The 11,092-nt window shown below is 70.4% G+C and carries 12 protein-coding genes; 6 read left to right on the top strand and 6 right to left on the bottom strand.

The genetic code is table 11. The features are described from left to right. Position 1 precedes the first annotated feature (1 nt). A complete protein-coding gene (locus IE251_RS32035) occupies positions 2–1,624 on the bottom strand; it encodes an ABC transporter substrate-binding protein (RefSeq protein WP_189756456.1) in 1,623 nt (540 codons plus the stop codon). A gap of 338 nt (positions 1,625–1,962) precedes the next feature. On the opposite strand from IE251_RS32035, the gene IE251_RS32030 reads away from it, so the two are divergent. From IE251_RS32030 to IE251_RS32015, 4 genes are read left to right on the top strand one after another with little or no spacing between them, the layout of a single operon-like run. Next, a complete protein-coding gene (locus tag IE251_RS32030; protein WP_030777177.1) occupies positions 1,963–2,163 on the top strand; it encodes a hypothetical protein in 201 nt (66 codons plus the stop codon). Continuing rightward, complete coding sequence (locus IE251_RS32025; RefSeq protein WP_030777175.1) at positions 2,160–2,375, top strand: hypothetical protein; 216 nt, start codon at positions 2,160–2,162, stop codon at positions 2,373–2,375. The genes IE251_RS32030 and IE251_RS32025 overlap by 4 nt, the downstream gene beginning before the upstream one ends. Positions 2,376–2,404: 29 nt before the next feature. Next, a complete protein-coding gene (gene recO / locus IE251_RS32020) occupies positions 2,405–3,151 on the top strand; it encodes a DNA repair protein RecO (RefSeq protein ID WP_030604856.1) in 747 nt (248 codons plus the stop codon). Between the two features lie 31 nt (positions 3,152–3,182). Next, a complete protein-coding gene (locus tag IE251_RS32015) occupies positions 3,183–4,025 on the top strand; it encodes an isoprenyl transferase (RefSeq protein WP_189756455.1) in 843 nt (280 codons plus the stop codon). Between the two features lie 98 nt (positions 4,026–4,123). Here IE251_RS32015 and IE251_RS32010 read toward each other — a convergent pair whose 3' ends face one another. The 4 genes from IE251_RS32010 to IE251_RS31995 form a co-directional block, all read right to left on the bottom strand. Continuing rightward, positions 4,124–4,534, bottom strand: coding sequence for a Fur family transcriptional regulator (locus IE251_RS32010; RefSeq protein ID WP_030777170.1), 411 nt, complete (start codon positions 4,532–4,534; stop codon positions 4,124–4,126). Positions 4,535–4,596: 62 nt separating this feature from the next. Continuing rightward, complete coding sequence (locus tag IE251_RS32005; protein WP_189756454.1) at positions 4,597–5,499, bottom strand: metal ABC transporter permease; 903 nt, start codon at positions 5,497–5,499, stop codon at positions 4,597–4,599. Beyond that, a complete protein-coding gene (locus IE251_RS32000) occupies positions 5,499–6,272 on the bottom strand; it encodes a metal ABC transporter ATP-binding protein (protein WP_189756453.1) in 774 nt (257 codons plus the stop codon). Before IE251_RS32000 ends, IE251_RS32005 begins: the two co-directional genes overlap by 1 nt. A gap of 17 nt (positions 6,273–6,289) precedes the next feature. Then, entirely contained in the window at positions 6,290–7,249 is a 960-nt protein-coding gene (locus IE251_RS31995; protein ID WP_189756452.1) for a metal ABC transporter substrate-binding protein, read from the bottom strand. Positions 7,250–7,410: 161 nt separating this feature from the next. Between IE251_RS31995 and IE251_RS31990 the strand changes: the two genes are divergently transcribed. Next, a complete protein-coding gene (locus IE251_RS31990) occupies positions 7,411–8,793 on the top strand; it encodes a glycine--tRNA ligase (protein ID WP_189756451.1) in 1,383 nt (460 codons plus the stop codon). A gap of 65 nt (positions 8,794–8,858) precedes the next feature. On the opposite strand, the gene IE251_RS31985 is transcribed toward IE251_RS31990, so the two are convergent. Further along, positions 8,859–9,911, bottom strand: coding sequence for a chitinase (locus IE251_RS31985; protein ID WP_189756450.1), 1,053 nt, complete (start codon positions 9,909–9,911; stop codon positions 8,859–8,861). 170 nt (positions 9,912–10,081) lie between these two features. On the opposite strand from IE251_RS31985, the gene IE251_RS31980 reads away from it, so the two are divergent. Next, positions 10,082–11,092, top strand: coding sequence for an aldo/keto reductase (locus tag IE251_RS31980; RefSeq protein ID WP_189756449.1), 1,011 nt, complete (start codon positions 10,082–10,084; stop codon positions 11,090–11,092).

Below are 11,092 nucleotides of genomic sequence, written 5' to 3'. Positions count from 1 at the left end.
GTCAGATCCAGCGGGCCTGGAGGAGGTTGACGCCGGGGTAGGGCTGGGGCCTTATCCCGGTGAGCTCGCGCGGGTCCCAGGCGGTCATCAGCTCGTTGTGGACGACCGGGTACAGCACGGCCTGTTCGGCGACGACGTCGATGTAGTCCTGGATCATCGCCTTCTTCCGCGCGGGGTCCGGCTCCCGGGTGGCCCGGTCCATGTCCGCGAAGAGCCGCCGGGCGACCGGGTCGTCCGCCCACCGCGTGTAGCGCATCCACAGGTTCTCGGGGCCGTAGTTGTAGCGCATGATCAGGTCGGCGTCGAGCCCGAACTGGTTGGGGTTGGAGGCGGCGGCCACCACCTGGTAGTCCCGCCGCTGGTCCATCTTGGTGAACACGGCCGTGGTCTCCTGCGGCGCCAGGGTGGTGCGCACGCCCACGGCGTCCCAGCAGGACTTGACCGTCGGCAGGCAGTCCACGATCCAGCTGACGTTGACGGCCATGATCTCGACCTTCAGGTCCGTCACCCCGGCGGCCCTCAGCAGTGCCTTCGCCTTGCCGGGGTCGTAGTCGTAGACGGTCCTGGCCCGCCGGTGGCTCGGGTTGCCCTCGTTGAGGAACGAGGACGCGGGCCGGCCGTGCCCCTTCAGGGCGACCCGCACCATCTTCTCGCTGTCGATGGCGTAGTGCAGGGCCTGGCGCACCCGCACGTCGTCGAACGGCTTGTGCCGGGTGTTGAACATCAGGAACAGGTTGTTCATCCCGGCCCCGCCGGCCACCTTCAGCCCGCCCTGCTCCAGACGGGGGATGTTGGCGTACGGGATGTTGTCGGCGATCTGCGCGCCGGCGCCGGTGCCGGAGATCCGCGCGACGCGGGAGGAGGCGTCCACGATGGTCAGCCAGTTCATCTTCCGGAAGACGGGCCTGCGCGGGCCGTTGTACGCGGCGAACGCCTCGAAGGTGGTGTTCGACTTCGGGTGGTGCGCGGTCTGCCGGTACGGCCCCGAGCCCACGGCCAGCCCCTTGACCGCGTCGTCCCAGGCGCCGGGCCGGGAGTAGACGTGCGCGGGCATGATCTTGGCGAGGGTGAGCCGGGCGAGCCCGTCCGGGAACGGGAACCTGAGCCTCAGCTCGACGGTCCGGGCACCGGTCTTGCGGACCGACTCCAGCCAGGAGGCGAAGAAGCCCTTGGCGAGGGTCTGGGTCTTGGGGTCGAGGATCCGGTCGAAGACGAACACGACGTCGTCGGCGGTGACGGGCTTGCCGTCGTGGAAGGTGGCGCCGTCGCGGAGCGTGAACCGCCAGGTGGTCGCCTTCGGGTCGGCGGGGAGCGCGGTGGCGAGGGCGGGGTACGGCGCCCGGGTGATCGGGTCGGTGTCGAGAAGTCCCTCGTAGATGTGATTGTTGGCGGCCATCGCGAACGCGGAGGCGGTCTGTGTCGGGTCCCAGCTGCCGTCGTTGCCGTAGCCGATGACGGCGGTCAGCGTCCGGTCCTTGCCACTGCCCCCGCCGCCGGTGTCGTTGGTCGACTCCGGCCCGGCGGAACACCCCGCCAGCACCGCCCCCGCGCCCAGCCCCCCGGCACCCAGCAGTAACGACCGGCGGCGCGGTGCCGGTACGTCGGGGATCACGTCGTCGCGCACGGGTCCTCCAGCAGGTCGGTGAGCCGATGAGGGATGGGGGTGGTGGGAGGAGTGAGATACGACGTCCTACGTCCTACGTCCGCTCGGTAGCGCGACGATAGGAGGGGCCGTGGGGGCGGTCAAGACAGCGCACGCGAACGAACCCGCCCGTCCCAGCTCCACCCGGGTGAATCCCGCCCCCGTCCGGCGCGTTCGCGTTCCGCCCCCGAGCGCACCCGTACCGCCTGTCGCGGACCTCCGGCCACGGCCGACCCGGGGCGGGGACCCCTTCCGAGCGGGAAAGCACAGCGTCACGCTTGATGTACAAAGCGTAAACTCGGACATGGAAGGGGAGCGAAGTGAGCGGCATCGAAGAGGCGGAGGAGGCGTTGAGGGAATTGCGGTCGGCTCTCGAAAAGGCCGGGGTCGTTCTCCCGTCGCTGGGGCTCGATCCGGTGAGTCTCGTGCGGGAGGTGCCCAGCCCGCTGGTGGACCTGGGGCGGTGCTCGGTCCAGACCGCGCGCCGGCTGGCGGCGGCACTGGCGGGGGAGGCCCGGTGAAACCCGTCGTCGGCAGTCATGTGGTGGACACCCGCACCGGGAAGGTCGGCGTCGTCATGGGGCATGAGGGGCCGTATGTGCAGGTGAGACCCTACGGCGGCGGGCGTGAGTGGGACGCCGAGCCGGGCGCGCTGCGCTGCGCCACCCCGGCCGAGCGGCTCAGCGCGGCCACCGCGTACGCCAACGCCCGCAGCCGCGGAGAGGTGCTCTAGCGCCTTCGCGCATGGGCGAGAATGGGCCCATGAGTCTGTTCCGCGACGACGGCATCGTGCTGCGCACCCAGAAGCTGGGCGAGGCGGACCGGATCATCACCCTGCTCACGCGCGGGCACGGACGGGTGCGGGCCGTGGCCCGCGGGGTGCGGCGGACGAAGTCGAAGTTCGGGGCCCGGCTGGAGCCGTTCTCCCACGTGGACGTGCAGTTCTTCGCCCGTGGGAGTGAGCTGGTCGGGCGTGGCCTGCCGCTGTGCACGCAGAGCGAGACCATCGCTCCGTACGGCGGCGGGATCGTCACGGACTACGCCCGGTACACCGCCGGGACGGCCATGCTGGAGACCGCCGAGCGATTCACCGATCACGAGGGCGAGCCGGCGGTACAGCAGTACCTGCTGCTCGTCGGGGCGCTGCGGACGCTCGCCCGGGGCGAGCACGCGCCGCACCTCGTCCTTGACGCCTTTCTGCTGCGGTCCCTGGCCGTCAACGGCTACGCGCCCAGCTTCGGCGACTGCGCCAAGTGCGGGATGCCGGGCCCGAACCGGTTCTTCTCCGTGGCCTCCGGCGGCTCGGTGTGCGCCGACTGCCGGGTGCCCGGCAGCGTCGTGCCGTCGCCCCAGACCCTGGTCCTGCTGGGCGCGCTGCTTACGGGAGACTGGGAGACGGCGGACGCGTGCGAGCCGAGGTACGTCCGCGAGGGCAGCGGGCTGGTGTCCGCCTACCTGCACTGGCATCTGGAGCGCGGACTGCGCTCCCTGCGCTACGTAGAGAAGTAACCACGGCACGGGTCGAGGAGACGAGAAGCACATGGTCGTACGCGGGATCCTGGGGCGCCAGCGGCGCGAGTACAAGGCGCCGGAGCCGCATCCGTCCGGTGCCCGCGCGCCCAAGCTCCCCGGTGAGCTGGTGCCGAACCACGTCGCGATCGTGATGGACGGCAACGGACGGTGGGCCAAGGAGCGGGGGCTGCCGCGCACGGAGGGGCACAAGGTCGGCGCCGAGCGGGTGCTGGACGTGCTCCAGGGCTCGATCGAGGTCGGCGTGCGCAACATCTCGCTGTACGCCTTCTCCACCGAGAACTGGAAGCGCTCGCCCGACGAGGTCCGCTTCCTGATGAACTTCAACCGGGACTTCATCCGCAAGACCCGCGACGAGCTCGACGCGCTCGGCATCCGGGTGCGCTGGGTGGGCCGCATGCCCAAGCTGTGGAAGTCGGTGGCGAAGGAGCTCCAGGTCGCCCAGGAGCAAACCAAGGGCAACGACCTGCTCACCCTGTACTTCTGCATGAACTACGGCGGCCGTGCCGAGATCGCCGACGCGGCGCAGGCCATCGCCGAGGACGTGCGGGCGGGCCGGCTCGATCCGTCGAAGGTCACCGAGAAGACCGTCCAGAAGTACCTGTACTACCCGGACATGCCGGACGTCGACCTGTTCCTGCGGCCGAGCGGTGAGCAGCGCACCTCCAACTACCTGCTGTGGCAGAGCGCGTACGCCGAGATGGTCTTCCAGGACGTGCTGTGGCCCGACTTCGACCGCCGTGACCTGTGGCGGGCCTGTATGGAGTTCGCCTCCCGGGACCGCCGCTTCGGCGGCGCCGTCCCGAACGAGCAGCTGCTGGCGATGGAGGCCGCGATGAAGGGCGATTCCTAGCCGCCACGGTCACCCGCGCCCCGCCGAGGGGCGCGGGGAACTGCGCGACCGGCCACAACGCGCCCGCGGCCGGCAACGCCCCCGCTCTCTCACGGCGGCTAGCCCTCGGCGCACTCCGCGCACGTGCCGAAGATCTCCACCGTGTGCGCCACGTTGACGTAGCCGTGTTCCGCCGCGATGGCCTCCGCCCACTTCTCGACGGCCGGGCCCTCCACCTCCACGGCCTTGCCGCAGGCGCGGCAGACCAGGTGGTGGTGGTGTTCCCCGGAGGAGCAGCGGCGGTAGACGGACTCGCCGTCGGAGGTGCGCAGGACGTCGACCTCGCCGGCCTCGGCGAGGGACTGGAGGGTGCGGTAGACCGTGGTCAGCCCGACGGAGTCGCCCTTGTGCTTGAGCATGTCGTGCAGCTCCTGGGCGCTGCGGAACTCGTCGACCTCGTCCAGGGCCGCCGCCACGGCTGCACGCTGGCGGGTCGCGCGCCCCTTCACGGGCGGTCCAGCGGTCGTCACCGTTGCCTCCTTCGATGGCTCGCTTCTGCCCGGGCCATTGTGCCAGCCCGGGCGATCGGCGGTCAGACGCCGACCTCGTCCGCGGCGCCGCGCGCGCCCGGGACCGCGCACTCCGCGGGGTCCGGGGCGGGCCGGGCCGCGGCCGCCGCGCGGGCGCGCCGCCGGGCCAGCGGGGTGGCGAGCGCGGTCAGCGCGAGGAAGGCGGCGATGGTCAGCAGGACGATCGTGGCGCCGGGCGGGACGTCCTGGTAGTAGGACGTGACCGTGCCGCTGACGGTCACGGCCACGCCGATGGCGACGGCGATCACGAAGGTCACGGTGAAGCTGCGGGTGAGCTGCTGGGCCGCCGCCACGGGCACGACCATCAGCGCGGACACCAGCAGCAGCCCGACCACCCGCATGGCGACGGTCACGGTGACGGCCGCGGTGACGGCCGTCAGCAGGTTCAGGGCGCGCACCGGCAGGCCCGTGACCCGGGCGAACTCCTCGTCCTGGCTGACCGCGAACAGCTGGCGGCGCAGGCCCAGGGTGACCAGCAGCACGAAGGCGGCCAGCACACAGATCGCGGTCACGTCGGACGGGGCGACCGTGGACAGGGAGCCGAACAGGTACGAGGTCAGGTTGGCGTTGGAGCCGCCCGGCGCCAGGTTGATCAGCATCACGCCGCCGGCCATGCCGCCGTAGAACAGCATGGCCAGGGCGATGTCGCCGCGCGTGCGGCCGTACCAGCGGATCAGCTCCATCAGGACCGCGCCGAGCACGGAGACGGCCGTCGCCATCCACACCGGGGAGGTGGAGAGCAGGAAGCCGAGGCCGACGCCGGTCATGGCCACGTGCCCGATGCCGTCGCCCATCAGGGCCTGGCGGCGCTGGACCAGGTAGATGCCGACCGCGGGCGCGGTGATGCCGACCAGCACGGCGGCCAGCAGCGCCCGCTGCATGAAGGCGTAGTTCAGGAATTCCATCAGCTCAGCAGTCCCGTGCGGATCGGTTCGGTGCCCGCCGGCGCGTGCGGGTGTACGTGGTCGTGGCCGGGCAGGGCGTGCTGGCCGACCGCGCGCGGCGGCGGGCCGTCATGCAGGACGCAGCCGTCGCGCAGGACGACCGCCCGGTCGATGAGCGGCTCCAGCGGGCCCAGCTCGTGCAGCACGAGGAGGACCGTCGTACCGGCCTCCACCTGCCGGCGCAGGGTCTCGGCCAGCACCTCCTGGCTGGCCAGGTCGACGCCGGCCATCGGCTCGTCCATGATCAGCAGCTCCGGCTCGGAGACCAGCGCGCGGGCGATCAGCACCCGCTGGTGCTGGCCGCCGGACAGGGCGGTCACCGAGTCCTTGGCGCGGTCGGCCATGCCGACCAGCTCCAGGGCGCGCCGGACCGCCTCCCGGTCGGTCCTGCGGAAGGGCCCGAAGCGGGTGCGGGCGAGCCGGCCGGAGGAGACGATCTCGGTGACCGTCGCCGGGACGCCGCCCGCGGCCGTCGTGCGCTGCGGTACGTAGCCCACGCGCGCCCAGTCGCGGAAGGAGCGGCGCGGGGTGCCGAACAGCTCGACCGTGCCGCCGCTGACCGGCACCTGGCCGATGATCGCGCGGACGGCGGTGGACTTGCCGGAGCCGTTGGCGCCGAGCAGCGCGACGACCTCGCCGCGGCCGACGGTGAGGTCGATGCCGCGCAGCACGGGCCGGGCGCCGAGCTCGGCCCTCACCTCGCGCAGGGCTATGACGGGTTCGCCGGTGGTCATGGTGCCTCCCGTGCCGCTCACTTGGCGCCCAGGGCCTGCTGGAGCGCCTTCAGGTTGGCCCGCTGGACCGCGAAGTAGTCCTGGCCGCGGGAGTGGTCGGTGATGCCCTCGATCGGGTCGAGGACGTCGGTCTTCAGGCCGGTGTCGTTCGCGATGGTCTTGGCGGTCTTGTCGCTGACCAGGGTCTCGTAGAAGACCGTGGAGACGCCGTCGGCCTCGGCCGTCTTCTCCAGGTCCTTCACCCGGGCGGCGCTCGGCTCCGACTCGGGGTCGAGGCCGTTGATGGCCTCCTCGGTCAGGCCGTAGCGCTCGGCGAGGTAGCCGAAGGCGGCGTGGGTGGTGATGAAGACCTTGCTCTTCGTGTGCGCGAGGCCGTTGTGGAACTCGTTGTGCAGCGCGTTCAGCTGCTCGACCAGGGCGGCGGTGTTCTTCTTGTAGTCGGCCGCGTGGTCGGGGTCGGCCTTCTCGAAGGCCTTGCCGACGCCCTCGGCGACCTGGGCGTAGCGCACGGGGTCGAGCCAGATGTGCGGGTCCTTGCCCGCCTCCTCGCCGTCCTCGTGGTGGTCGTGCTCGGCCGCGTGGCCGCCGACCTCGTTGCCGTGGTCCTCCAGCGTGGTCAGGGAGGCCGCGTCGATCTTGGTGTCGACCGGGGACTGGGCCACCGCCTTGTCGACGGAGGGCTGGAGGTTCTTCAGGTACAGCACCGCGTCGGAATCCTCCAGGGAGCCGATCTGCTTCGGGCTCAGCTCCAGGTCGTGCGGTTCCTGGCCGGGGGAGGTGAGGGTGGTGACGTGGACGTGGTCCCCGCCGATCCGCTCGGCGAGGAAGGTCATCGGGTAGAACGACGAGACGACGTCGAACTTGGACGTGTTGCCCGCTCCCGCCGCGTCGCCGGAGCAGCCGGCGAGGGTGGCGGTACCGAGCGCGGTGACCGCGGCCAGCGCGGCGGTGGGTATGAGGCGTCGTCGTACGTTCATGACAGTCATTTTCAACAAATATGGAAACCGTTGTCAACAACGCTCGTCATACGGTCTGGACAGGGGCCGATTTGGTCGTGGGGGAGCCTGCGCCGGTAACCTGAATCATTCGCTGGAAGCATCTCGCTTCAACGCCCGTCGTCGTTAATGAAGAGAGCACCGTGGCCGCCGACAAGATCGACACCATCGTCAGCCTGAGCAAGCGCCGTGGCTTCGTTTTCCCCTGCAGTGAGATCTACGGCGGCCAGCGTGCCGCCTGGGACTACGGACCGCTGGGTGTCGAGCTCAAGGAGAACATCAAGCGCCAGTGGTGGCGCTACATGGTGACGTCGCGCGAGGACGTCGTCGGTATCGACTCGTCCGTGATCCTGGCTTCCGAGGTCTGGGTCGCCTCCGGCCACGTCGCCACCTTCACGGACCCGCTGACCGAGTGCACCTCGTGTCACAAGCGGTTCCGCGCCGACCACCTGGAGGAGGCGTACGAGGAGAAGAAGGGCCACGCCCCGGCGAACGGCCTCGCGGACATCAACTGCCCGAACTGCGGCAACAAGGGCCAGTTCACCGAGCCCAAGCAGTTCTCCGGCCTGCTGTCCACCCACCTCGGCCCGACCCAGGACTCCGGCTCCGTCGCCTACCTGCGCCCCGAGACCGCCCAGGGCATCTTCACCAACTTCGCCCAGGTGCAGACCACCTCGCGCCGCAAGCCGCCGTTCGGCATCGCCCAGATGGGCAAGTCGTTCCGCAACGAGATCACGCCGGGCAACTTCATCTTCCGCACCCGCGAGTTCGAGCAGATGGAGATGGAGTTCTTCGTCAAGCCGGGCGAGGACGAGCAGTGGCAGGAATACTGGATGGAGCAGCGCTGGAACTGGTACACCGGCCTGGGTCTCCGTGAGGAGAACATGCGCTGGTACGAGCACCCGAAGGAGAAGCTCTCCCACTACTCCAAGCGCACCGCCGACATCGAGTACCGCTTCCAGTTCGGCGGCAGCGAGTGGGGCGAGCTGGAGGGTGTCGCCAACCGCACCGACTACGACCTCTCCGCGCACGCCAAGGCCTCCGGCCAGGACCTCTCCTACTTCGACCAGGAGGCCGGCGAGCGCTGGACGCCGTACGTCATCGAGCCGGCGGCGGGTGTCGGCCGCACCATGCTGGCCTTCCTCCTGGACGCCTATGTCGAGGACGAGGCGCCCAACGCCAAGGGCAAGATGGAGAAGCGGACCGTCCTGCGGCTCGACCACCGTCTCGCCCCGGTGAAGGTGGCCGTGCTGCCGCTGTCCCGCAACCCGGAGCTGTCCCCGAAGGCCAAGGGCCTGGCCCAGGCGCTGCGCCAGCACTGGAACATCGAGTTCGACGACGCCGGCGCCATCGGCCGCCGCTACCGCCGTCAGGACGAGATCGGCACGCCGTACTGCGTGACCGTCGACTTCGACACCCTCGAGGACAACGCCGTCACCGTGCGCGAGCGTGACTCGATGAAGCAGGAGCGGGTGTCGCTCGACCAGATCGAGGGGTACCTGGCCTCGCGTCTGCTGGGCGCCTAGTCACGACCGCGAAATGCCGGGCGGGCCGATGAGGGCCCGCCCGGCATTCGTGTGTCCGCGCCCGCTCAACGGCCCTGGAGCGCCTTGACGTTGTCGCCGAACGTCCAGTTCTTCGAACCGTCCCAGTTGACGGACCAGGTCATCAGGCCCTTGAGCGAGGTGCCGTAGTTCCGCCAGGCCTGGGCGACCAGGGACGGGGACATGTAGCCGCCGCCCGCGCCGGGCTGGGCGGGCAGCCCCGGGACCTGCTTGTCGTAGGGCACCTTGATCGTCGTGCCCTGCACCACCAGGCCCTTGTTCAGACAGTCGGTCTGCGCGGTGAAGCCCTGTACGGTGCCCGCCGAGTACGAGTCGCCCGAGCAGCCGTACATGCTGCCGTTGTAGTACTGCATGTTCAGCCACCACAGCCGGCCGTTGTCCGCGTACTTCTTGATGACCGGCAGGTACGCGCCCCAGATCGAGCCGTAGGTGACGCTGCCGCCCGTGACGTACGCCGTCTCCGGGGCCATCGTCAGGCCGAAGTTCGAGGGCATCTGGGCGAGGATCCCGTCGATGATGCGGATCAGGTTGGCCTGGGACGCGGACAGCTGGTTGATGTTGCCGCTGCCGACCAGACCCGTCTCGATGTCGATGTCGATGCCGTCGAAGTTGTACTTCTTCAGGATCGGCACGATCGTCGCCACGAAGCGGTCGGCGACGGTCTGGGACGACAGGTCGATGCCGGCCGCCGCGCCGCCGATGGACAGCAGGATCGTCTGGCCGGACGCCTTGGCCTGGCACATCTCGGCGGGCGTGGCCACCTTCACGCCGGCGTCCATGCCGTCCTCCCACAGCGCGGTGCCGTCGGAGCGGATCACCGGGAAGGCCGCGTTGATCACGTTGTAGCCGTGGGCGGGGATGCGGGAGTCGGTGATCGGGGTCCAGCCGAAGGGCGGGTGGACGCCGTTGGCGGAGCCGTCCCAGTTCTCCCAGTAGCCCTGGAGCACCTTGCCCGCCGGCCTCGATTTCACCGCGCAGGTGTCGGCGGCGGAGGCGGCGGGTGCGGTGGCGATGGCCAGCGGGGCGAGGACGGCGCCGGTCAGGGCGGCGGTGAGCAGGCGCAGGGTGCGGCGGAGCATCGGGCCTCCCGGTGGGGGTTCGGGTCGATGGGGTGTCGCAGACATGACAGTGCGCTGGTCCAGACCATTCGTCAAGAGGTCTGGACCACGCGGGGGCGCGGAGGGTATGCGTGGACATTATTGGACTGACAGATATTGAAATCTGTTAGCTGTCATGCCACAGTGGGGGCATGACGATGCGAACCCGAAACCTCGGCACCACCGGCCCCCAGGTCTCCGCCCTCGGCCTCGGTTGCATGGGCATGTCCGGCATGTACGGCGAGGCGGACCGCGCCGAGTCGATCGCGACCATCCACGCCGCCCTGGAGGCCGGCGTGACCCTGCTCGACACCGGCGACTTCTACGGCATGGGCCACAACGAGCTGCTGATCAACGAGGCGCTGCGCACCGCCCCCGCCGCGCTGCGCGAGAACGCGCGGGTCAGCGTGAAGTTCGGCGCGCTGCGCGGCCCGGACGGCGACTGGTTCGGCTTCGACGGCCGCCCGGCCGCCGTGAAGAACTTCGCCGCCTACTCCCTCCAGCGCCTCGGCGTCGACCACATCGACATCTACCGTCCGTCCCGGCTCGACCCGGACGTGCCCATCGAGGAGACCGTCGGCGCCATCGCCGAACTCGTCGACAAGGGATGGGTCCGGCACATCGGGCTGAGCGAGGTCGGCGCGGACACCATCCGCCGGGCCGCCGCCACCGCCCCCATCGCGGACCTCCAGATCGAGTACGCCCTCATCTCCCGGGGCCCCGAGCGGGAGATCCTGCCCACCCTGCGCGAGCTGGGCATCGCCGTCACCGCCTACGGCGTGCTCTCGCGCGGGCTGCTCTCCGGGCACGTCTCGGCCGACCAGGGCTTTGCCGCGAACGACTTCCGCGCCCACTCGCCCCGCTTCCAGGGCGACAACCTGCGGCACAACCTCACCCTGGTCGAGTCCCTGCGCAAGATCGCGGAGGAGAAGGGCGTCTCCGTCGCGCAGATCGCCATCGCCTGGGTGCTCTCCCGGGGTGAGGACATCGTGCCGCTGGTCGGCGCCCGCACCCGGCAGCGGCTCGACGAGGCGCTGGGCGCGCTGGACGTGACCCTGGAAGAGGCCGACCTCGCCGCCATCGAGGCCGCCGTGCCGGCGGACGCGGCGGCCGGCGACCGGTACGCGGCGGAGCAGATGGCGATGCTCGACAGCGAACGCTGA

This window comes from Streptomyces eurythermus (genome assembly GCF_014649115.1).
Classification (GTDB): Bacteria; Actinomycetota; Actinomycetes; order Streptomycetales; family Streptomycetaceae; genus Streptomyces; species Streptomyces eurythermus.
The sequence above is the reverse complement of the archived record's forward strand: the minus strand, read 5'-3'. Positions and strand labels throughout refer to the sequence as shown.

Coding starts and splice junctions, on each gene's coding strand:
- recO (WP_030604856.1), top strand. CDS start 2,405: ATGAGTCTGTTCCGCGACGACGGCATCGTGCTGCGCACCCAGAAGCTG.
- IE251_RS32015 (WP_189756455.1), top strand. CDS start 3,183: ATGGTCGTACGCGGGATCCTGGGGCGCCAGCGGCGCGAGTACAAGGCG.
- IE251_RS32005 (WP_189756454.1), bottom strand. CDS start 5,499: ATGGAATTCCTGAACTACGCCTTCATGCAGCGGGCGCTGCTGGCCGCC.
- IE251_RS32000 (WP_189756453.1), bottom strand. CDS start 6,272: ATGACCACCGGCGAACCCGTCATAGCCCTGCGCGAGGTGAGGGCCGAG.
- IE251_RS31995 (WP_189756452.1), bottom strand. CDS start 7,249: ATGAACGTACGACGACGCCTCATACCCACCGCCGCGCTGGCCGCGGTC.
- IE251_RS31985 (WP_189756450.1), bottom strand. CDS start 9,911: ATGCTCCGCCGCACCCTGCGCCTGCTCACCGCCGCCCTGACCGGCGCC.
- IE251_RS31980 (WP_189756449.1), top strand. CDS start 10,082: ATGACGATGCGAACCCGAAACCTCGGCACCACCGGCCCCCAGGTCTCC.